At 57.2% G+C, this 21,103-nt stretch carries 19 protein-coding genes; 14 read left to right on the top strand and 5 right to left on the bottom strand.

Annotation, left to right across the window (positions count from 1 at the left end):
* Positions 1-102 precede the first annotated feature (102 nt).
* The 3 genes from RS901_RS19785 to RS901_RS19775 all read left to right on the top strand — a co-directional run bounded on the left by RS901_RS19785 (position 103) and on the right by RS901_RS19775 (position 6,284).
* Entirely contained in the window at positions 103-4,719 is a 4,617-nt protein-coding gene (locus RS901_RS19785; RefSeq protein ID WP_316150633.1) for a hypothetical protein, read from the top strand.
* A 543-nt stretch (positions 4,720-5,262) separates the two neighbouring features.
* The gene (locus RS901_RS19780; RefSeq protein ID WP_316150632.1) at positions 5,263-5,574 is read left to right on the top strand and encodes a hypothetical protein; all 312 of its coding nucleotides are present in this window, start codon (positions 5,263-5,265) and stop codon (positions 5,572-5,574) included.
* Between the two features lie 80 nt (positions 5,575-5,654).
* Positions 5,655-6,284 (top strand): DUF429 domain-containing protein, encoded by a 630-nt coding sequence (locus tag RS901_RS19775; protein ID WP_316150631.1) that lies wholly within the window; start codon positions 5,655-5,657, stop codon positions 6,282-6,284.
* Between the two features lie 41 nt (positions 6,285-6,325).
* Here the strand turns inward: RS901_RS19775 and RS901_RS19770 are convergent, their stop codons facing one another.
* Positions 6,326-6,700 carry a PHA-granule associated protein 4 gene (locus RS901_RS19770; RefSeq protein ID WP_316150630.1) on the bottom strand — a complete coding sequence of 125 codons (375 nt, stop codon included), beginning with the start codon at positions 6,698-6,700 and terminating at the stop codon, positions 6,326-6,328.
* A gap of 251 nt (positions 6,701-6,951) precedes the next feature.
* Between RS901_RS19770 and RS901_RS19765 the strand changes: the two genes are divergently transcribed.
* On the top strand, positions 6,952-7,278 hold the full coding sequence (locus tag RS901_RS19765) for an H-NS histone family protein (RefSeq protein WP_316150629.1): 327 nt from the start codon (positions 6,952-6,954) through the stop codon (positions 7,276-7,278).
* A 359-nt stretch (positions 7,279-7,637) separates the two neighbouring features.
* Here RS901_RS19765 and RS901_RS38910 read toward each other — a convergent pair whose 3' ends face one another.
* Complete coding sequence (locus RS901_RS38910) at positions 7,638-7,970, bottom strand: hypothetical protein (protein ID WP_410054136.1); 333 nt, start codon at positions 7,968-7,970, stop codon at positions 7,638-7,640.
* Positions 7,971-8,145: 175 nt separating this feature from the next.
* Here RS901_RS38910 and RS901_RS19760 point away from each other — a divergent pair, with 175 nt between their 5' ends.
* The 5 genes from RS901_RS19760 (at position 8,146) to RS901_RS38900 (ending at position 12,503) form a co-directional block, all read left to right on the top strand.
* The gene (locus tag RS901_RS19760; protein ID WP_316153603.1) at positions 8,146-8,460 is read left to right on the top strand and encodes a hypothetical protein; all 315 of its coding nucleotides are present in this window, start codon (positions 8,146-8,148) and stop codon (positions 8,458-8,460) included.
* Positions 8,461-9,287: 827 nt separating this feature from the next.
* On the top strand, positions 9,288-9,512 hold the full coding sequence (locus tag RS901_RS19755) for a hypothetical protein (protein ID WP_316150628.1): 225 nt from the start codon (positions 9,288-9,290) through the stop codon (positions 9,510-9,512).
* A 191-nt stretch (positions 9,513-9,703) separates the two neighbouring features.
* Positions 9,704-9,997 carry an RNA chaperone Hfq gene (gene hfq, locus RS901_RS38905; RefSeq protein ID WP_410054188.1) on the top strand — a complete coding sequence of 98 codons (294 nt, stop codon included), beginning with the start codon at positions 9,704-9,706 and terminating at the stop codon, positions 9,995-9,997.
* 672 nt (positions 9,998-10,669) lie between these two features.
* On the top strand, positions 10,670-11,737 hold the full coding sequence (locus RS901_RS19745) for a porin (protein WP_316150626.1): 1,068 nt from the start codon (positions 10,670-10,672) through the stop codon (positions 11,735-11,737).
* A gap of 91 nt (positions 11,738-11,828) precedes the next feature.
* Positions 11,829-12,503 (top strand): GNAT family N-acetyltransferase, encoded by a 675-nt coding sequence (locus tag RS901_RS38900; RefSeq protein ID WP_410054135.1) that lies wholly within the window; start codon positions 11,829-11,831, stop codon positions 12,501-12,503.
* A gap of 418 nt (positions 12,504-12,921) precedes the next feature.
* On the opposite strand, the gene RS901_RS19740 is transcribed toward RS901_RS38900, so the two are convergent.
* Entirely contained in the window at positions 12,922-13,257 is a 336-nt protein-coding gene (locus RS901_RS19740) for a GNAT family N-acetyltransferase (RefSeq protein WP_410054134.1), read from the bottom strand.
* A 240-nt stretch (positions 13,258-13,497) separates the two neighbouring features.
* Positions 13,498-14,073, bottom strand: a complete 576-nt coding sequence (locus tag RS901_RS19735; RefSeq protein ID WP_316150624.1) for a TetR/AcrR family transcriptional regulator — start codon at positions 14,071-14,073, stop codon at positions 13,498-13,500.
* 219 nt (positions 14,074-14,292) lie between these two features.
* Between RS901_RS19735 and RS901_RS19730 the strand changes: the two genes are divergently transcribed.
* From RS901_RS19730 to RS901_RS19720, 3 genes are all read left to right on the top strand, one after another.
* On the top strand, positions 14,293-14,841 hold the full coding sequence (locus tag RS901_RS19730) for a hypothetical protein (RefSeq protein ID WP_316150623.1): 549 nt from the start codon (positions 14,293-14,295) through the stop codon (positions 14,839-14,841).
* Positions 14,842-14,895: 54 nt separating this feature from the next.
* On the top strand, positions 14,896-16,728 hold the full coding sequence (locus RS901_RS19725) for a phosphodiesterase (protein ID WP_316150622.1): 1,833 nt from the start codon (positions 14,896-14,898) through the stop codon (positions 16,726-16,728).
* A 131-nt stretch (positions 16,729-16,859) separates the two neighbouring features.
* Positions 16,860-17,183 carry a hypothetical protein gene (locus RS901_RS19720; RefSeq protein WP_316150621.1) on the top strand — a complete coding sequence of 108 codons (324 nt, stop codon included), beginning with the start codon at positions 16,860-16,862 and terminating at the stop codon, positions 17,181-17,183.
* A gap of 139 nt (positions 17,184-17,322) precedes the next feature.
* On the opposite strand, the gene RS901_RS38895 is transcribed toward RS901_RS19720, so the two are convergent.
* Positions 17,323-17,661, bottom strand: a complete 339-nt coding sequence (locus RS901_RS38895; protein ID WP_410054133.1) for a DUF3562 domain-containing protein — start codon at positions 17,659-17,661, stop codon at positions 17,323-17,325.
* Positions 17,662-19,069: 1,408 nt separating this feature from the next.
* On the opposite strand from RS901_RS38895, the gene RS901_RS19715 reads away from it, so the two are divergent.
* A complete protein-coding gene (locus RS901_RS19715) occupies positions 19,070-19,516 on the top strand; it encodes a hypothetical protein (protein WP_316150619.1) in 447 nt (148 codons plus the stop codon).
* A gap of 582 nt (positions 19,517-20,098) precedes the next feature.
* Positions 20,099-20,965, top strand: coding sequence for a CHAD domain-containing protein (locus RS901_RS19710; protein ID WP_316150618.1), 867 nt, complete (start codon positions 20,099-20,101; stop codon positions 20,963-20,965).
* Positions 20,966-21,103: the final 138 nt, after the last annotated feature.

Here is a 21,103-nt window from a genome sequence, read left to right as displayed (position 1 = left end):
ACTGGAAGGTCTGGCCCCTGTCGCAAAGCTCAACACACTTGGGCTTCCAAGACGTCACGACGACGGTCCCAATGGCAGTTTCTAGCGCGGATTCACGACCAAATGGCCTTTGACATACTAGCACTCAAGAAGCTGGCGGCGACGAAGCTGGGCCAGTACGGGTGGAATGGAGCGAAGGAATGGTATGCACGGAAACGCGCAGCTCAAAAGGCTATTGCTGGGGGAGACTTGACGGCAAAAGCAACCCTGGCGGCGCTGGTCGCGACTGAGCTTGAGCGTCTTGCTCGGGAGTCGAGCTCGGCGTCGGGGAGCGAAGCCTATAAGGGTTGGCTCAAGCGCAGGGACACTGCCAAGAGAATATCGGAACTCCTGCTTGCCAGATTGGGCGGAAGTAACCAGCTTGAGAGTAATCAGTTAGATGAACTGGCTGAAAGCTACGAGCTTGATACTGGGGAAGCAAAGAAGACCGCATTGGGGTCCATAAATCTAGCCGTTGACTATGTTTGTGGTCAACTGCAGGCGACGGACAGAGGCCGCGCTGCACTGCAGCTAGCTCTCGGTGCAACAAGCGCGGCGGCAGCCGATGCAATCTCCAAACAGTTGCGGCCATTGCCTTTTCCCGGCGATGCCGATTTGGCGCGCGGTGGTGCTCTCGCGACAAGCCTCCTCGAGACCGGTAGGATAACTTGGGCGGTGCCTGGTTTGGTTGCTCCACTCGTGCTATCCATTCTTGAACCCGGGGATACTTCGCATTCTTCCGAGGAGAGCCAATCCAAGGCAGCTGGACTTGCAACTATCTGCCACTTGGTACGCACGGGCGGGAATGTCATGCTGTTTGGCGAGGGCGGCATCGGCAAGACGACCTTCCTCTTGGAATTGGCGAAGTTCTTGCTAGATGGCAAAGACAAACGGATTCCACTGTACGTCGATGCGTCTCTCTGGGCTCGAAGCAATTCGGACATACTTGATTACATCGCCAATGGGTCTGCAGCTCGCCTACATGAGGTGACCGCGAGTGAGTTGGCAAAACTTGCCGAACTGGGACTAGTGACCATCCTGCTAAACGGATGGAATGAAATTCCGCCTGCGCATAAAGTCGACTGTCTTGGCCGAATCGGCCAGTTGATGGCTGCTGCCCAGCGACTCAACATTGTTGTAGTAACTCGTTCTAGGAGCGACAGCCCGAATCTTCGGAACCCAACGATGGTTCATGCGCAGGGCTTAACTTGGCAAGGGCAGTCAGCTGTCATTCGCGCAGAGTTGGAGACGGCCTCGGCGGAAGGCTTGATAGAGCGCCTCTCACAAGACAATCCCTTAAGGTATGCGGCGAGGAGCCCTCTTATTCTGAAGGGCCTGATTGCTCAAGCGAGGAAGGGTGAGGTGGCGTCATCGAGTGTGTATGACCTCTTAGGTGCCGCCATAGATGCGTTTGAAGGGGACGGCCAGCGCCATCTTCTGCTCGGCGAACCACCGCTTCGCGGATTTCATCGTCATTTCCTGGAGGCTATCGCCTGCAAGCTGACGCAGGGACAGGATACTACCGAGCTGCGGCATTTCGTACTGCCCGTTATCGCAGATGCGGGACAACGACTGCGCAGTAAAGGGCATGTCGAAACGCCACCCGAACCGACAGACGTTCTCGAGGCACTGAGCCGTCACCACCTCTTGCACATTGACGAAGGGGTCATTCGATTTGCACATCAACGATTTCAAGAGTATTTCACTGCCTCTGTGCTGCTGAGAGCGTGCGAATCCGCCGATAATCCGGACGAACCGTGGTTGAAGGAGGCCGCAAACCAGCCTTCTTGGACTGACGCACTGATACTAGTCTGTGGCAAGTTGGGCGATGTTGAGGGCTCGCCAAAAGGGCGGATTAATCTAGTGCGCACGGCACTTGCAGTCGATTTCGGGCTCGCGTGTGACCTGGCCGGAGGATGCTCACTTTCCGAATGTGATGACCCAGGGTTGTACGCAGACCTGATTGCAGGCGTCAAAAAGCTCTGCGATTCACCGCTCCCAGCGGTGTCAACCTACGGCACAGGCTGCATGATTGCAACCCGCTTCATCGCATTCGCCGGCAGGCTATGGTCTTTGTTGGAAAGCGAAGATATGCAGCTTCGGCTTAGCACCTATCGCATGAATTCTGACCGCATCTTGCTGTCCCAGCTTGGAAACAATGCGGAGCACCGTATATCGACGTGGCCGGTTGAGCGTCGAATCGAGTTCATGCATGAGGTTGCACGGAGCCCGGAAAGCTACAACTTCCTATTAGGAATTGCTAACAGCGATGCCGCTCAAGCTAACGAAAGAGCGGCTGCAATCCTCTCGCTGGGATGGAACTTTCCCGCTTCTGATGCGGCACTGCAAGCTTGGCTTGCCGCTCCCATGGATGTTCAAGCTGAGCATGGAATGCTTGGCGTCGTTGAGTACGCACTGGAGCAAGGGGTTGGCGGTGAGGATGTCCGGGGCCGATTGAAATCTCTAGCTGTTAGCGGTGGGACAGATAGTCTTAAGCTGCTGCTTGCCAGAGTTTATCCGGATGAGTTCGCCGCAACAGCTATGGACGCAATCTTGGCACGGCTGGGCGACACAGAGCGTGGCATCGTAGATGATACCCTTCTGCAGCTTGCCAAGAAACATGCCCCAGATAGGCTCATGGAGCTGGCCAAAGAACTCGTGCTATCTGGTCGAACGGCACCAACCTGGGCCTGCGAGTTGGTTGGCAATGCTCCAGCTGAGACGCGTGCAGCCATCTTCGAGTCTGCATGGAAGCAACTCCAGCAAGCAGAAAAGGTGACCCTAAACGTGGAGGCCTTGGGGCCGCTGGCCACCCGGGAGCAAACACAGAGAAGCGTACAAGCATGGTTGAGGCACTGCGAGGACCGTCGCGGGGACTTGGAGCACAGCGAAAGGGAACGAGGACGGGAGCTCGGCCATTTGCTGGCAAACGCACCGGGTGAGGACATAATGGGCGTAGTGACCGCGCTCGGTTTGGACGCTTCATACGAGGTGAGTAGCGAGTTGCTCGAGCTTGTTGTCACCCGAATTGGGCGCAATGGAGATTCTGCGCGGCAGAGAGTGTCATGGTTGCCGTCCACTGATAATGTGCGAAGCCTAATCTCGTCATTCTTGGGCAAGTCTGCCATTCCCGAGTCCGTGCCTCAATGCAAGGTTCCAATCTTGCTCTGCTATATCGCCAGCAAGGTCTCACCTGGAGAGTTTGAACAGCTGTTACTTGACGTCTCTCTGTTGTACCTGGATGCGTGGGTCAAGTTCAATGACATAGTTACTGCGTGGGCTGAGAGGCCCAGCGGGCCACGCCCGACGAATCCCTATCACGGAAACTACCTAATTGAGGCGTTGGGGAACTGGGGCTTCGGGGCGTTGAAGGGTCTTCTTGAACTACTCGACCACCCCTTTGCAAGCGAGCTTGTTCTACCAGCGATGGCGCGCATCGTACGTGGGCCGTGGGCGCTGACGGACACTAGCTGGCAGAGCGGTTTTGGGTCGGACATTCGGGCCGGGGAACAACGGCGGGCAGTCAGTCGCGTCCTGCTGCAACCGGACGATAGCTTTCAGGAGGTTACTGACGCTGTCGCCCAGGCACTCGCATCCAAGCTAAATACACTGGTGCAACAGATGCAGGCTGAGCAAACCGAAGCCGGCGCTAAGTGGAACTGTAAGCAAGCAGCCTACCGCATACAGGTATGGATTGGCACACTAGCCAACATCCCAAGTCCTGTAGCGCTCTCGCCGGTCACTCAAGCGTTAGCAGCTGGATTCTCGGATGTCTACGGAGTTGTCGGCGCTTTGAAGGCGCTGGTGCGGCAAGGCACCTATATTGAAGAGCCTGCAGTAGTTCGGTTGATGGAGCTTGTCTACGCGGAAACAGGTATGGAGAAGTGGCCCCACGAATCTACGCGGTACGTAATGTTGGAGCTTAATCAGCTCTTCTACTATGTGAGGCCAAGCTCCCTTCTCGGAAAACCGTTGAGCGAGTACCTCGTGGAGTGGTCGAGATTTTCCTACCCGAGTGAGATTGTCCGCAGCTTGGGGGCGATTCCCGGAGCAGACAGTTGGAATTCTCTGCTTTCCCTAGCACGGCAAGAGTCTACCCATGGGCGCTCCTCCGAGGAACTTGCTTCCGCGCTCGCTTCCGTACTGACCGGCGAAACCTTCACTTCCTTCCTGGGCCTCGTAGAAGATGGAAGTTGGTTTGTTCTGTGTGGAAATCCTTGGGCTGTAGAGCGCAATGCTAACCCTGTCGGTCGAGTCATCGGGGACGATGCGTCACTGCTGCGAGCATTCCTCTCTGCCTGCAATGCTCGCTCATCTCCCATGGCCGAATGCCTCGCCTGTTCGGTGCTGAAATCATTGACGCGAGCCGAAGATGCTCGTATTGAGTACGGCTTGGCAGCTCTCGATACCGGCGTAGTTGCACACGACTATGCCCATTCCATGTTGTTGGCTGAGTTCCAGTTGCAAGTGCCAATGGGCGCTGCAGGCCAATACGAAGTACACCAGAAGTCCAGTAATCCGTTGCGACGAAAGCTCTATTTTCGCGCGAAAGAAAATCATATCTCTGCTTCCGCTTGCCGTAATCTATTGGCGGAACTGGAGTGTCAGAGACGAGAAAATGGACGTCCAACTGATGAGCCCAGACATCCCGCCCCAGAAGATGGCGCCTGTTGGACTGAGGCGATGACCATTGGGTGCTGACACAACAAGCACGGCGTCCCCGTGCGACTCATACTCGCCCAACCCGATACTGACTGCTACACGACTGGGATGGAGACATAGCTTTCAACTTAGATGCGCGCCTTACGAACATTGAGAAGGGATAAAGACAATAACAAGCTGCATGAACTAAGCAGCTCATCGAAAATGTTTCCAATGGTGTTCATCTAAATCGAATACGAGACGCGCTCAGCCGTGGTCATGCCACATAATGGTAGGGGCTGGCTTTAGCATAAATGCATCCGGCGGGAACAGGCTTTTGAGTTGGAGCGGTCTTGTGGAAGGCTTGCTCATGGACCTCTACACTAACTAGTCACCCATGGGGGGGAGAATGACGTACATCTTAGCCACTACCGACGATACCGTGCGGTGGTACAAGTTCAAGTACGACCGCAATCTGGAGCCTGGGCAGTTTGAACTCCTGGACAAGCTTGACCTAAAGCAAGTCCCGCTCTTTGGCGACAAGGAAACGGCTAAGCTCGCGGCTCAGGCTCTGGGTCTAAAAACTTGGAAGTATGTTCGAATATGAGCGGCGGACAGTTCTTCTTTATTGTGCTGCGCGTCGAGAAGCTTGACGTCGCTCTGTACGAGTGGGCCGCCGAGGCTGATGGCGGCGGTCCGCCGACGCTCGACTCCGGCAATGGCAGCAGCATCGAGGATTGCTTGCGAGACGCAGCGGACATTCTAAGGGCTGCCCACGGAGTTGAACTCCGGTACGACGGCTACTGTGCCGGTACGTTTGTCGGTGCGGAAGTAGCGGAGCGGCCTAGTGAATTTGCGTCCAAGGCTGCGGCGGTTACAAAGTACTTCAAGGCAGTGCACCTGTCGCTAGCATGAATAGCTTACCTAGCGCACTCCGGAAGCCTAGCTGGTAATGCCGATGCAATCGCTCGTCTACAATGACTGAAGCTCCGTCGATGAGTGTCGTTGCTGGCATCGATGTGGGTGGGGACAAGAAAGGCTGCCACTTGGTCGTCCTCCAAGGGACGTCGATTCTGTGCAGCATCAACAGTAGAAAGCCAGAGGATTTTGTGCAGGTTTGTGCCGAGCATGGCGTCATGGCAGTCGGCGTTGATGCGCCTTGTCAGTGGAGGACCGGGAATGGCGCTCGCTTGGCCGAAAAGGAACTCGCGCAAGCGAGAATCAGCTCGTTCTCAACCCCTACGTGGGAACTAGCTCTCTCGAACACTGCGAATTTCTATGGATGGATGTTCAACGGCGAACGCGTGTACCAAGCGCTCTCATCGACGTATCCGCTACTGATGGGCAGAGCATATACCGGAGGACGCATAAGCTTCGAGACGTTCCCATATGCCATAACCTGTGCGTTACTCGGCAGGGATGCTGCATCTGCGAAGCTGAAGTCCACTCAGCGTAGACAGCTTCTAGAAGGGCTGGGAATTGACACAAAGATGTTGAAGTCAATTGACGCTGTCGATGCTGCTCTATGTGCTCTGACGGCCCAGTATGTGCTGACGGGAGAGGCGCGCACATACGGCGATGCCTTGGGTGGGTACATCTGGGTTCCTGTCGCCAAATCCCTCTGAACTGAAGGTGACCAATGCCGATGAGGCAGGCCGCAACGGGCTTACTCAGTCCACTCTGCATCCACCTCCCTCATCAGGCGCCCCGCGAGGATGTAGTCCCCCAGCCTTGCCGCCTTTGCCTCCAGGCTCTCTAGCTCACTTGCTGGCAAGCTGCTGAGCTCAAACTGGCAGTACAAATTCCGCTGCCGGAACGTCGTCTTTGGTCGTGACAGGCCGGCGACCAACGCTGCCGGCGAGCTGACGGCAATGTTCTCGTGCCCGCGATACTCAATACGTATTCCGCGCTTGTCGCCAAGGCGGCCGAGCTCGATGGCGTCTTGCCAACCTGACTCATAGTCCAGTTCCACCACCGTTACTCCGTCCGTTTCCAGGAGCCTCAGTGCCTCCTCTTTGGTGCCAGCTCGAGCTGTCGCCATTCTGTCCTCCAACGTATCTTTCAGCGAACTCAGGCGTACCAGTCCACTTCAAACAAGGCGCGTGACTCGAACTTGGTCCTAGCCACATATTGCAGAGCAACATTGTAAGCGGAGGAACGGTCGTCTTTGCTGAGACTAGCTCGGCGAGTTGATTGGAGTGGTGCTATTCAAACTTTTGCGTAATGCGAAACAGGTGGCGCCATAAAAAGAAATAATTTAGGATTGCGCCGTACACATTACTGGAGGAGAAAATGGCTACCTATAAGCAACTCGTCGCAGAAAAAGAAGCGCTGGAAGCAAAGCTCGTGGAGATGCGTGCGACCGAAATCTCTGGTGTCATCGAGAAAATCCGCACTCTGATGGCAGAGTACGAGTTGACCGTTGACGACATTGCGACGAAGCGTCGCCGTGGGCGACCGGCGGGCGGTGCTGCGAAGGGGAAGGCCGTAGCCAAGGAAAAGGCGTCGCTGCCGCCGAAGTATCAAGACCCGAAGACTGGCGCGACTTGGTCGGGACGCGGTCGCGCGCCAGCGTGGCTGGGTAAGAATCGGGCGAAATTCCTGATTGCCGAGGCCTGAGAGGGGCGCACAACTGCGTGCGGAGGGACACCTGTTGGGCTAGTCGACGGGCTGCTTCGACTTTCGACTACCAAGCCTCCGCACGAAATCGGCAGACAGACTTACCTCTTCGGGCAATTCCAGCTCAGGGGGTGAAAAATCATCGTCCCCGGCAGCGATAAGCAGCGCCTTTGTATAACGAGCCTGCTTTCCTGTCTCGATGTAGCCAGGTCCGCGCGCGCCAGCTCTTTTGAATGAAAAGAGACTGTGGATGCCGGGATGTTGGTTATCTCGGCGATGTGTCCGCTGACCTTCCAACCGGCCCTGCCTGTAGCAGGAGTTGGTAGACCTCCAGCCTTGCTTCGCAGGCGGCTCCGCCTTTAGTCGTCCCGTCCGTGCCGACCGTGGTCCCAGTGCTCTCGGTGGCCGCGCCTGCGCCAACGGCGCTCGCCTTGGTCGTCATCGTCATCGTCGCGCCCGCGCCCGCGCCAGTAAGGAGCGTAGACGGGGGCAGGCGCCACGACCACGGGCCGGGGAACGTAGACAGGTTGCGGCGCGACATATACCGGCGGGGGTGCATAGACGGGAGCGGGCTCGGCATAGACGACGCCCGGCACTCCGATGCCGATGTCGACGTTCACATGCGCTTGGGCTGGAAGACTGATAGCCAGCATCGCACCGCCAAGTGCGCCAACGATTGCAAGTTGTTTCATGTCATCCACAAGGCGAATTGGGCGTAACTCTACCGGCTCGCGGGAGGGGGCTTGTAATAGTCTGTAACGCGAGCAATGGCTGTTTGTGTGATGCGGGAGTGCTGTCAACGATAGTGCTTTCCCAACGTTCATAACGTCGGGGGCAATCTGCCTCGCACCTTGAGGAGGTATCGTGATGAGAAGATATTGTGCAGTAGCCGTTGCAATGTTGCTTTCAACAGGTGTTGCTTACGCGCAAAAGGCTGAGCCCGCTGCCGCCGCCAAGCCTGCAACGCCCGCTGCAGCTTCTTCAAACTGCGAAGCGCAAGCTGTTAGCAAAGATGGCAAACCGCTATCCGGAGCAGCTAAGGCCTCCTTCATAAAGAAATGCGAAGCTGGTAACAAGGCTGCCGCTTGCGAAGCCAAGGCCGTGGGGAAAGACGGTAAGCCGCTTGCAGGGGCTGCTAAAGCGTCATTTTTGAAGAAGTGCGAGGCCGGTGCCGGCATGTGATTTCGTGCCCCACTAAAAAGCCGGCATAAGCCGGCTTTTCTCGCATGACGCTCACTTCTAAGCGGACTGCATCTCTCTTAGTCGTCATTGGCATCATGCCAACGTCGCCAGTCCCGATGATGGACACGCCATTGGAGTTCCCGCCAGCGCCGTTCTCTCCATTGCTGCTGTTGCCAGTTGCCGTAATACCCAGGCGTAACGACAACTGGTCGCGGTTCGACATAGACGGGCACTGGCTCGTAGTAAACAACCGGGGGCGGCTCATAGTAAGCCGGGGGCGGGGAAACGACTACCGCCGGCCATGGTACCCCAATCGCCAACCCGACATCCACGTGCGCTTCAGCGGTGCCAGATGCCAGGGTCGCGCCAGCAGCCAATATGCAGATGGAGTAGAACTTGCGCATGGTGATACTCCCCTCAACTCACTTCCTACTCTATGCCGCTGCTGGGTGAAAAATATTTGTGGACATATACAGCCGTTACGACTTGTAACGGCGTCTATGCGCGGCCTTTGATGCGCTGATTCGCGGTCTGGAACGGTCGCCAGTGAAAGGCGTAGGATACCGTCGAGCGGCGCGTGGCAGGGGAAGCATGGTCCGCCTGGAGCAGTTCGCGTCCTCGGTCTGTGTCCGCGCATTCGGCCACGCGCTTGCCGGGGAAGACATGTCGGGACAACGCCCTTGACGCTCATCGGACGCAGATGCGGATGTGGAATACGCCTACCGGCATTATTTGGCTGAGCAGATTTAGGGTGGATGCCATAGAGTAGTACTACCGAGCACTGAGCGCCCAGATGCTACTATTTCCCCCGTCGCCTTGAGGGGAGCATGGAGAGCTTTCGACGAGTTGGGTATCACGATTTCAAGGCCTATACAGAGCGTCTTGCCGGTGGCAAATACCAGGGCTTTGTGCTCGTCCGGCACCACACGCTCGTCGGAACCGTCCAAACAGTGCTTCGTGCTGGGCGGGCGGCATTAGAAGAACGTGACGCCTTCGCAAGAGCCGAAGGCAAAGTCGTTGAACTCATGCGCCTCGTCTCGACCAAACGGTGACGCACTGGGGCAGAGTAGCGAACTGCAGCGGCCCAGGCGAAAGGCCTCTCCCGCATCTAATACCTGGCTTTGCATGTCGTCTTGTTTGGCCCCGCTGACAAGGGAGCAGTGTAAGCCTAAGCCGGGCAACATCGCCTGCGCCTGACGAGTCATTCACGCAGCCTGAACAATCCTCTCCGCAAAACGAATTCCTGAATACCACGCGCAAGGAGCGGAAGCCTGTCGAGGTGTACCTGGTCAATGGCGTCAGGCTTGTCGGGTTAATTGCATCGTTCGACCGGTTCGTGGTGGTACTGAGCGCGTCCGGCGGCATGCAGGCCATTTACAAGAGCGCGATATCGACTATTCAGTTCCAAGGGACGGCGCGTCAGTCGGGCTCCAGAATGCGTACCGCGCGAGATGAAGTCCCCGACAAAGAAGCGCAGGCGCCTCGCGTGGTCACGCGAAAACGTCGTCCTGCGACGCCTGGCGGCGAAGCAGAGTAATCCTGCACCGCCACTCGTCGGCAGACGACGCAGACCGTTGGTTAAGTAAAGGCGCTGCGGCCAAGGAACACGTGTCACACGAGAGCCTTCGCGGAGTTTGCATTTCCAGAATTACCTGTGCCAGTCGAAGCCTTTGGAGAATTGCTGGTAACGGATGCCGCACAAAGCCAAGGGAATCGTTAGGGGCACGCCGACACGAATTTCGTCAAAAATTTGTCACCCCAGTTGGAGAAGTATCAGCCATGCCCCTCCCTTGGGAGTTTAGGCAAGAAATATTGCACTTCGCCGACAGCCGCGCGCATCGCCGTAGAAAAGCGGCAGTACGTCTGAGACGATAGTGCTCATTTATTGAGCAAGCCAGTCCCAGTCGAGGCATTGAGGTCTTCAGTCTCTGGCCGACGTTCGGCAATTGCTTGCCACGCCGGCGCGCAGACGCGACTGCGACCGAACTCGGCAGCGGTGCGCGGAGGTGGCGGCGTACCCAATGAGGGCCAAGATGCGATTGTTCGTGGTCGTGAAATAATTATCTATTCTTCGGCATAATTGTTTACTTCTTCCTGTCATATTCCTGTCGCACTATCTCGCGACCGCGTCGGTAGGCGCAATCGGCTCGTTTGCAGGCCGTGACGCCACCGCCAGGACCATTTACTCAAAAAGAAACTGGAATCGACAGTGAAAAAAGCTCTCTTCGCAGTGGCAGTCGCAGCTTGCGCCATGTCCGGCGCCGCCTTTGCCCAATCGTCGTCTAACGTGACGCTCTACGGCATCGCTGATGCCGGCATCATTTTCCAAAGCCACGTAAACGGTGGCGCTAACGGAAGCGGCTCGGTGGTCGGCGTGACCTCCGGCGGTCTTTCAGGCTCGCGCTGGGGTCTGCGTGGGGTCGAGGACCTTGGCAACAACCTGAAAGGCATCTTCGTGCTGGAAAGCGGTTTCGATATCGATACCGGCAAATCCGCCCAAGGTGGTCGCCTGTTTGGGCGCCAGGCCTATGTTGGCCTGCAAGGCGATTTCGGCGCCGTCACGCTCGGTCGTCAGCAAAACGCGCTGTACGACCTGTTCGGGGCCTACGACCCGATGGCGGTGGGCCCGATGTACTCGCTGAATTCGGTCGACAACCAATTTAACGGCCGTGCCGACAACGCAATCAAGTACACCGGCAAGTTCGGTGGTCTGACTGCAACCGGCTTCTACAGTTTCGGCCGCGATGTCAATTCAGGCCTAGGTGGCGAAGTGCCGGGCCACTTCAAGGTCGGCACCAACTTTGGCGGTGGCCTGGCCTACGCGAACGGCCCGTTCTCGGTGGGCGTCGCTTATGACCAGTTCCAGGGCAGCACCCTTGCTTCTGCAGACCTCACCGCGAAGCGTGCTGCGGTTGGCGCCTCGTATGCTATTGGTGATGCCAAGGCGTTTGCCGGCTACCGCTGGATGCGCGACGAAGTGACCACCGGTACGGCCCGTCACGACAACCTGTACTGGCTTGGCGCGCTGTACAAGTTCACTCCGGTATTCACCCTGACTGGCGCGGCTTACTATACCGACGCCCGCACTGACAGCAAGGATTCGTGGATGTTCGTGCTGAACGCTGACTATGCCTTTTCCAAGCGCACCGACGCGTACCTGCTGCTCGGTTACGTGAACAACAAGGGCAATGGGACCTTCGGGGTGACTGGCACGGCCAATACGTTGCCGGGTCAGAACCAGACCGGCGCCATGGTCGGCGTGCGCCACCGCTTCTAATTTACCTTGCGGCACGCCCTTCGCGCGTGCCAATGACAGCTCATATCGACCTTGACTTGTCACTGGGCTCAAGGACGTTTGGCCGGCAGCGATGCCGGCCATTTTTTCGCCTGTGGCTGTGATTGTCGTTGACGCGCTAGCAGCCGTCATGAAGGGATGGCTCAATCTGGCGGGGGCAGCCAGGTCAACGCCCCCCGCCAGGAAGGACGCGTGGCGGTGTGGCTATCGCGGAGCTCCGCTGGCCGCCAGACAGTTAGTCTCATCGCGCACCGTCGCGGGAGGAATCATGAAGAGAGACATTTCGATTCGTGCGGCGGTGACAGGGGAGTGGGGGTTCGTGGTCCGGCTCCTGGAGCAGACCGGGTTGGACGCCGCCGAGGTTGACCCGGTCGGGACAACGTTCCACATTGCCCTGGCAGAGAAGGTCATTGCAGGATGCGCTGGCGTCGAACATCGCGGCCACATAGCGGTTGTGGGGCCGGTTGCCGTGCTCCCCGAATACCGTGAGCGGGGAATCGCATCACATCTGGTTCAAGCCACTCTAATGAGAGCGCGAGCTGGGGGCTGTCGGCTGGCCGTGATTCTGTCAACGTTTTGCGCGAGTTTCTTTAGTCGGCACGGATTCTTGCTGACGCCGCGTTGTGCACTACCAAATGAGGTGCAAGCTTCCAAGGCTTATCAGCGGCATGCTAGCCAATCACCTATCTGCATGACTTGTGATTTGACTCAGGTCTCTCACACTTGGGTACCTCCAAGTTCGTACTAACCCGACTAGCCTGACAGTTGTCCTCCTGTCACAGTTCAAAGTACGTGTTTCTCAAGGTTCTTCGCGCCGCAGGTGGGTTTTTCTGTCACTACGGTCGTCATAGTAGCGTCATCTGGTTGCCAACATAATCGCTGCGAACATCCCAGCAGACTCGATGAAATGCATGTAACGATTCGTACCATTACCATCCCGGGAACTCGGAGCCGGGCGCCTCTGCACCAAGCAGCCGTGTATCCTACGACGGAACAGGACGCCGAGCCCCTGATGAAAAGTGATTGGGGTCAGCGGGAGCCGGAGGTGTTTAAGGCAGCCCAGAATTGGGCACAACGGAATAATTGCACCGTCTTGAATCCTCGGTCAGGCTCGTTTTATGGAATCGTTGCTGGCCGTGTCCCATTCCCTTGACAGGTACGCGTAGTTAGAGCTCAGCTTTCAGTAGAGTCGTTTCACTGATACTGGTGTTAGCGAATTCACGGGAGGCCAGTAATTCCGGTGGGATGGCGGCACGGTCAGCAGGCGTGAATCCAAGGTGGGAGAAATAGCCGGCTGCCACCGTAGTTCCGACAATCAGGGTATCGATGCCGCGCAAGCGGACATCTGCGACCAGCGCGGAAACCAGCAAGGCGGCTAGCCCCGCGCGCCTTGCGCGCTCAGCGACTGCGAGCCCCCGCAGCAGGCCAACACTGCCATCAAATTCCTCTATGCCGGCACATCCAAGGAGGCCGCTTTTGTCGCGGCTGACATGAAATTGCACCGCCTGGCTGCGTATTCCGCTAGCGGGCAGTGAGCATGACCGAAGCAAAGCTTCCACATCGGGCAGGTCTGCCTCGGTTGCATGACGGGGTCGCATGGGTACTACCTGGAAATCTGGAATGAAGGTGCCTGATGATGCCGTAACGCCCCCGCGAGGCGTCCGACAACGCAGACGCGCTGGCCTTCGCATTGTAAACGTGGCTGGGCTAATCGGTTTGCCGACCAGGGCGTTTTGCAAATATCAGGCGGCAATGAAAGCCATGGAATGCTCGATGGCGGTGGCGAGCTGGTGAGCCGGTACTCCTGCCTTCGCGAGTACGCGCAATCCGGCGATAGTGGTAACAAGCATGAGTGCGGCTTTGGTCGAGTCGAGGTCCCGCTTGAATTCTCCAGACCGCTGCCCCGCAATCACGAGCAGCTCGAATGCGTCGGCAACCGACTGAAAGCTGGACTGCAGAAGTTGCCGTACGCCGAAGTCATGTAGACCAAGTTCAGCGGCCGTATTGACCAGAAGGCAACCCATGCCGCCGTCATTGTTATGCGCGATATCAAGCAGCAGCGCGCGCATCTGGCTGAGCAATTCGGGCGAGGCGGCTATCTGCCGGATGGCTGCCGCCCTCGCATCGGCGTATGCAGCGACGGCCTCGAGCAGCAGTTCCCGCTTCGTCCCAAATGAGTTGTATAGCGAGGACTTCGACACGCCCATTTCTTCTGCCAGGACCGTGGTCGAAAGCCCTTCATAGCCGTGGCACCAGAACGCGTCCACAGCACACCCCAGCGCCTCGTCCCGGTCGAACTCCAATGGTCGTCCTGCCATTCATCAGTCTCAGTCAAATTTGAACCGAGCGTATCAAAATTGAATGTAACAATTGTGACGCGCTCTTCATGACCTCCTGGAGCTGCTTCTGGCTCGAGTCATGCCGCTAGTCACCCGGTCCGACAGCATCCCCTGAGCGTTGTGTGCGTGTTATCGGCTTGTCACACTCGTGTAATGCGCGCGTCTTAGCTTGGCCGCGACCCGTGGGGAGGGGGCGCGATGGAAGGCATTGTTGGGCGGTTGGAGAAGACAGAAGCCGGTCGGCAGGAAATTACCGGGCGAAATGGAACGCTTGACCGTCGCAGCCGAGCGCTTCTTATCATGGTGGATGGCCAGACCGACTCGCAGGACCTTCTCGCCCGTGCAGAGCAGCTTGGGCTTGATGCCGATACGCTGCGCCAGTTGTTGCAAGGGGGATTCATCAGGCCTGTTGCCGAGCCCACCAATGCAACTGCTGCTCAATCACTAGGTGAAGAGCCAGCATCCATTGCGCCGAAAGCGGCTGTGCAGAAGCGCTCGCTTGCCGCAGCCCGGATGTATCTAATGGATATAACGGAGAGGACGCTTGGCGCAACAGGGAACCCTTTCAAGACGCGTCTCCTTGAGGCGACGGACTTGGCATCTATCAAACAAGCCCTCGAAGAGTTTCTCCAGATAATGCGGGGGAAGGCCACTCCGTCCATGGTGGCTCATATCGAGGAAAGCTTCCTCGACCTTCTGCCCGTTAGCGGAGAGAGTTTGGTGCATGGTTCGCTCGCGGATGCCTGAGTTAGTCAAGGAAGGCTTTGGCAGGAGGAGCTACCTTCCGCCCCTTCACCACGCTTGCTATCGGCCATCGAATTTGCAAGGCAGGAGTCGTTCCAGCGGCTCATTTTCGTGATTTTAGAAATGACCCCGTCAATTGCCGACTGTATTGAGAAGCAGCTGCTACATGTAGTGTTCCAGCCCATCGGAACCCTTTCCTCTGGAGAGATACTGGGCTATGAGGCATTGATTCGTGGTCCGGAAGGGTCGGCGCTGGAATGCCCTTCGGCCCTCTTTGACCAAGCGCAGCGTGAGAACTGCATGGTTCAACTTGAGCGTTTCGCGGGCAGGCTCAGTGTAGGCACATTCGCAAAGGCGCAACTACCAGGAAAGCTTTTCCTGAATTTTAGTGCCGAGGCCATCAGGGAAATCGTTAGCTGCGAAGACGATGTGCGAGCGTTCCTTGGGGCAATGCAATTTCCCGTTGAACGAATCGTCATCGAGCTTACAGAGCAAGCCGACCCCCGGCCCTTGTCGTCCCTTGTAGCTTCCCTCCGCATCATGCGCGAGGCGGGGGCCAAATTTGCACTGGATGACTATGGCACAGGAAATGCGAATCTTGGCCTCTGGATTGCGTTGCGGCCGGACTACATCAAGATTGACCGCTCAATTGTTGACGGTGTAGCCAGGTCAGCTTTCCTTCTCCAAGTCCTGCGTCATCTGCATGGGCTTGCAAAGGTAGAACACACCAAACTGATAGCGGAAGGTATCGAGACGGTGGAGGACCTGATGGTATGTCGGGATATCGGTATCACCTATGCGCAAGGCTTCATTTTGGGCAAGCCAAGCGCTGTTCCCCCCGTCGCCCTCCAAGCGAAAGCATTAGCTGTGGTTCGCGCTGATTCCATCGCGGTATTTCCCGAAGCAGTGAGGCTAGCACCTCGTGCATTCTCTGCGAGCAGGCTGCTGATTAGTGCGCCGAGCGTTTCGCCGGAAACTCGGAACAACGATGTTCTCGATATATTTACAAGGCATCCGAGGCTTCACGCGCTCGCTGTGGTCAAAGACGGACGACCATTGGGTATGATTAATCGTCGCAATTTTGCTGACGCGTATTCACTTCCCTATCACAGAGAACTCTACGGTAAGAAGAGCTGCATGGAGTTCGCCAACGAATCCCCGGTCGTAGTGGAGAAGAGTGCCACGCTGGAGCAGCTGGAGCATCTCTTGACTGCCCAGGACCAACGCTACTTAGCTGACGGCCTAGTCATCGTCGAGCAGGGCCAGTATGTAGGTATTGCGACGGGCGAAGACCTGGTTCGAGCGGTAACAGAAGTCCGCATCGAGGCCGCGCGCTATGCGAATCCCCTGACCTTCCTGCCGGGCAACATGCCAATCGACGCTCACATCAAGCGACTCGTTGAGAGCGAGGCTCCTTTTCATGCCTGCTACTGCGACCTCAATAGCTTTAAGCCGTTCAACGACGTATATGGCTATTGGCAGGGCGACGAAATGCTAAAGCTTTCTGCCACGACCCTTGCCAAAGCCTGCGACCCTCAAAAGGATTTCCTGGGGCACGTGGGAGGGGATGATTTTCTTATTCTCTTTCAAAGCGACGACTGGGAGAGTCGCATCCGCGCAGCAATGAAAAAGTTTGATGAAAACGCAGTGCAGCTTTACAAACCAGCCGATATCGAGGCAGGTGGCATACAGAGTGAGGACCGGCACGGGAATCTTTGTTTCTACGGCTTCGTGTCAATCGCGGTCGGTGTCGTCCCAGTTAGGCAGGGCGCAGGCGTCGATGCTGACACCATTGCAACCTTGGCCGCAGCTGCAAAACGCGAGGCAAAGAGGTCTGAAAGAAATTTCTATGTCTGCAACGAGCCGCTTAAAAACAATCTTCGCACTTGATTTAAGAGGGCGACCTAGGATATCGCTACCCGAAGGTAGTGGCTCAGTCTTGAGCTTGTGGAACGTGCCCTCGTAAAAGATTGCCGAGCGACTTTAGATGGGGACCTTTTGGCTTCAATAGTTGAAACATCATGTTTTTTAGTACCGTTGCGCCTATCGACGTACAACCGCTCGTAACGCTTGAGCGCTGGCGGGTCCGCGAAACAATGCTGGGCTACCGGCATTTCGTGGGGTACTGCGTTGAGAACCAAGAGGGCCGCGTGAGCAGCGCTATCCAGACCTTCGATATTGGAGCACGCGTCGGCGTGACCTCAAGCGGCCGGTGGTATTTGTTGTCAGGCTGGCCCTGTTTCGATGGTGAGGCTGAGCGTGTTTGGGAGGAATTGGCTGAACAGTACGCCATCGGCGAGACGAAAGATGTCAGCATTGAATTCATGGCGCCACGAAAACTTTGAGCGAATTCCGTCGACGTGGGGCGGCTCGCGTTCCCCACTAGCCTACGCGGTGCAGCATCAAGAGCCCCCCGATTGTTCGGCAATTCGTACATGCCATTTCCCACCCTATCCGCTGCGCTGGGCACGACAGCTGCACCACTTAGGCCAAAACTGCCCCTTGCTGTTGTCGTGTCTGTCGCGGCCGGGGGTGTGAGCAGTCGTTCGGGGTGGCTGCGAATGCCACTTGAGCGCCAGAAAGAATCTCGTCCCGAGCAGCATCCAGGTTGGATGAGTGAGTTTGATTTGCAGACTCGGATTTCGCACTGCGAAGCCGAGCTATTGTGCGCTTCGCGGCAAATAACGGTAGATAAATATGAACACTGGCATCCGCACTTAGCTCCGCGAGAGCGGCAATGTAGGATTCCCTGACAACCTCTGGAGGGAATCCCATGTCGACCGCGATTCTCGCAACCACATGGTCTTGGTCCTCTGTTCTCATCACTCCCCTTTCCACTCTCTTCTTGCGCGTCTGACTGCACTAGTGCCTATTCATGCGCGTGTTATCGATTTGATGTGACGTCTGCGGCAGCACTGCTCCGGGGACGGCTTCCCGAACTGTGCGCTGCCGCTCGAGACGGATAACTACTCTAGTCAACTTCGGGAGCGAATGTCGGCCCTTTATCAGTAAAGCGGGAAATAGGCAGTCCTTTTTCGGTTAATGCTTACTTAGTACCGAATCGCATATGCGGATTTTTTTGGCGCCGTGGACTGCGGCCCGTGGAGTCGCAGCGGCTAGATATGCACAGGTGTCGCCGAGCACGTAGTAGCGCGGCCCGACGCAGAGGTGGTGCCTTCAACCCCGAGCACATTGGGAAGTTCCGGCACCGGTCATGCCGCAGTGGTCGGTTCACCAGGCCCTGTATTGCAAGCCGCAGTCAGGGCCACCGACTTGCTGTTCGAAAGTATGCGAAATGCCTCGAAGCAAATGACGCGAGCTGCTGAGAGTAGCCTTCAGGCATCCGCCGACGCTGTCGCTAGTGCTAGGCGGCCTTCAGACGAACAGGCGTCGCAGAAGGCTGCGCAGTAGTTCGCAGTGGGTGCAAGGGAGTGGTTCACCGCGCCGCACGGAGTGCTTGCCACCATGGCGATGAACATTGCACTGGACCATCGTAGGTCACGTGTGTGCGAAGGGATGAACGTGAACTGAGTGAGGCCGCACGACGCCGACGATGCGTGCAAGCCGCTGTCCTGGGAACCGGTCATGCTCAGTGGCCGGTTCCGACCAGGCTCACGATGCGTACGAGCACCAGGCCGGCGGCGATAGCGGCTAGTCCCGCAATACAAGTTGCTCGTTGGCGAAGGCAGCACTGAACCTCGCCACGTCCGCTACCAGAAGCTTCGGCTCGTTCGGATGGCGGCGTCGGAAAACTCCCGATTGGACTTTGGCGCACTGGTGCCCGGATTTCGGGAGGCTGGTCCCTTGACCGATTGCACATTCGATTCACTCGGCTCAATCGGGCGGAAGAAGGGGGAGGTCAGCGGCGCCGCGAGGGCGGATAGCCGACTGGGTGGGGCGTGAATTCTGCGCATGCTCGGCTCCTCGCTGCCCTGTTGCCTGCTTTTTGCCGGGCAGCACAATGCCAGCGAGTTCTGGCGGGACACAATTAGGCGCGGGGCTGGCCGACTGGCCGGATGGCACCGCTGCATTACGTTTCCGGCGAGACAGCGGCCGGAGAACGACTGATGACTTGCCTAGACGTGATTCAAAGGTCGACTAGAACAACTGCCCACGTGACTTCCTTCCTTGGAGTCCCAAAGCCAAGCCGGGCCTGACCGGACCACCGAAGTCGAAATCGTAAATACTATATATACTGTATTAATGAGGATGCATAGGAATGGAGGATTTGATGTCAGGCGAATCAGGGAAGAAGGCGGCCGCGTCGTTAGCACCGGACGCAAAGGGCGAGGAAGTGGCCGATAGCAAGCTCCGCGCCGGCAAGCCTGGAAAGAAGGCGGCTTCTGCCACGAAGGTCTCGGCTGACGCGGCAGCAGCGACTGATGGAGGGGCTTCCAGCTCGAAGAAGGCAAAGAAGCCGAGCAATGGTGCGGCACCGCCGGCAGACAAACCACCCAAGAAGCCGAAGGTTGTCCGGGATAGTTTCACCATGCCGGAGCACGACTATGGAAAGTTGGCTGAGCTGAAGCGGAAGTGCTTGGCTGGTGGCGTCCAGGTGAAGAAGAGTGAGCTGCTAAGGGCGGGACTCCTGGCCCTCGAAGCCCTCTCGGAAAAGAGGCTACTCAGCGTTGTTGCGCAAGTCGAGGCAGTCAAGACAGGACGCCCTGCAAAATCCTAAGCTAGCGCTCCGGGTCCCCTTCACAGAAGGCGCGACCGAAACAAAGGAGCCATCCAATGTGGATGGCTCCGACAACCCCCGCGACAATAATCACGTCCACCTAACTTGCACCTGAAGCCGAACGCTCTCCGGCATCCGTGCCTTCTGCAGAGTTACGTCTGGTCGACGTGCATCAAGTCGGCATATGGCCCACCTCAACGGTTCATACGCAACGAATTGTTAGTAATTCTGTAGCTGCGACTCGATTTGGCCCAATCATACGGCCCTGTTATTGCAACAATATGACGCTCATGGCGGACATTATTCGCGTTCGAGTCAACACGAGCCGTCGCACAAGAATCTCTACGAACAGCGCCAATATGTGCCGTATACGGCTCGCCGCCATCTTTTAGCAAGCCCGGCCCACCATGCCGGCTCCGACCGCGTCGCCCCAGAAATCTTAGGCGCCACGCGGACGTCCCTCGAAGGTACGTGAGGTACATCACCGGATGCCGTGCCTCGAGTAGCCGTTCAGGCGACTAGACTACAAATTCGGTTCGGCGCTCACCGTGCGCCTTAATTGAGCCCTCCTCGGGGAAGCCGATGGCTAGTCGCCCAGCGTCATCCGAGTTACACCCGGGAGCCCCTGCGCTCACCGTTCTTCCTCGACTGATATCTTCGGATGTAGCGACATTAGAGCATTCTTCCTCAGACTATCTCGTGAGTAATGACCCCGAGGTTGGCCATGAACTAAGGGTCGCGCTCCGCAGGCTCCGAGCGCTCCTGTGGGCCTATCAGGCCTTACTTCCAGAGGGGCTCGCCAAGCATTGGCGAGAACAACTTGGGGACATGGCAAACCGAATTGGCGCTCCACGGAACTGGGATGTCATCATTGACGACCTACTGCGCGCCGCAGTTCCGTCGAGCCATCCATCCGCGCTGATATTCCTTGAGGCCCTCGAGGGTATCAGGCACAGTGCTCGCGAGGAAAGCCGCATGGCCATCAGCTCCCCGGCGCACGGTCAGCTGCTTTCTGCCTTCACGGCCGCTATCGACCAAGTTCCGGTGGCCCAAACCAAGGAGTCCAAGTCCATTGTGGAACTCGCTCGGGCACGTGTCAAAGCGGCGTCCCGCCGGCTCGACAGGCTGGTGCCCCGTGCTAGGAATGGCAACCTGGCTGTACTACACAAGACTCGAATCCAGATTAAGCGGCTGCGTTATCTGCTTGAATATTTCTCGCCTGTACTCAAGAAGGTGGACCGTAAGCGCATTGCGCGTCTCGCGCAGCTCCAGGGAGCGCTTGGTGCGCTGAACGACGTCGTCGTCGCGTCAACGTCTATATCCGAACTGCCTGCACTCACGGAGTACGCGCCGGCACGCGAGCTGTTCATGCAATGGCTTCAAAAAGAAAAGAAGGTCAGACGTCGAAAAGCAGTACGTGCATTGCAGGAATTGTCGCGACAACGCTGAGATGAGCCCCCAGACTGCGACTGTTCCTACAGTCGACCAAATTGGCTGGCAAAGCAAGCGCAAGCTGGATGCCTAAAAACAAGGGGGATAAAGCTCCCTCGTAAGAACAGCGAAGACCAGTTTGCCTTGCCATCCTCG

It is taken from the genome of Cupriavidus sp. BIC8F (assembly GCF_032465815.1).
GTDB classification, from domain to species: domain Bacteria; phylum Pseudomonadota; class Gammaproteobacteria; order Burkholderiales; family Burkholderiaceae; genus Cupriavidus; species Cupriavidus necator.
Note: the sequence above shows the minus strand (reverse complement) of the source record. Positions and strands in the feature narration are given on the sequence as shown.

Bases quoted from the DNA above. Each gene is read 5' to 3' on its own strand.
- RS901_RS19785 (WP_316150633.1), top strand. From the start codon at position 103: ATGGCCTTTGACATACTAGCACTCAAGAAGCTGGCGGCGACGAAGCTG.
- RS901_RS19780 (WP_316150632.1), top strand. From the start codon at position 5,263: ATGAGCGGCGGACAGTTCTTCTTTATTGTGCTGCGCGTCGAGAAGCTT.
- RS901_RS19775 (WP_316150631.1), top strand. From the start codon at position 5,655: ATGAGTGTCGTTGCTGGCATCGATGTGGGTGGGGACAAGAAAGGCTGC.
- RS901_RS19770 (WP_316150630.1), bottom strand. From the start codon at position 6,700: ATGGCGACAGCTCGAGCTGGCACCAAAGAGGAGGCACTGAGGCTCCTG.
- RS901_RS19765 (WP_316150629.1), top strand. From the start codon at position 6,952: ATGGCTACCTATAAGCAACTCGTCGCAGAAAAAGAAGCGCTGGAAGCA.
- RS901_RS38910 (WP_410054136.1), bottom strand. From the start codon at position 7,970: ATGAAACAACTTGCAATCGTTGGCGCACTTGGCGGTGCGATGCTGGCT.
- RS901_RS19760 (WP_316153603.1), top strand. From the start codon at position 8,146: ATGAGAAGATATTGTGCAGTAGCCGTTGCAATGTTGCTTTCAACAGGT.
- RS901_RS19755 (WP_316150628.1), top strand. From the start codon at position 9,288: ATGGAGAGCTTTCGACGAGTTGGGTATCACGATTTCAAGGCCTATACA.
- RS901_RS38900 (WP_410054135.1), top strand. From the start codon at position 11,829: ATGCCGGCCATTTTTTCGCCTGTGGCTGTGATTGTCGTTGACGCGCTA.
- RS901_RS19735 (WP_316150624.1), bottom strand. From the start codon at position 14,073: ATGGCAGGACGACCATTGGAGTTCGACCGGGACGAGGCGCTGGGGTGT.
- RS901_RS19730 (WP_316150623.1), top strand. From the start codon at position 14,293: ATGGAAGGCATTGTTGGGCGGTTGGAGAAGACAGAAGCCGGTCGGCAG.
- RS901_RS19720 (WP_316150621.1), top strand. From the start codon at position 16,860: ATGTTTTTTAGTACCGTTGCGCCTATCGACGTACAACCGCTCGTAACG.
- RS901_RS38895 (WP_410054133.1), bottom strand. From the start codon at position 17,661: ATGAGAACAGAGGACCAAGACCATGTGGTTGCGAGAATCGCGGTCGAC.
- RS901_RS19715 (WP_316150619.1), top strand. From the start codon at position 19,070: ATGTCAGGCGAATCAGGGAAGAAGGCGGCCGCGTCGTTAGCACCGGAC.
- RS901_RS19710 (WP_316150618.1), top strand. From the start codon at position 20,099: ATGGCTAGTCGCCCAGCGTCATCCGAGTTACACCCGGGAGCCCCTGCG.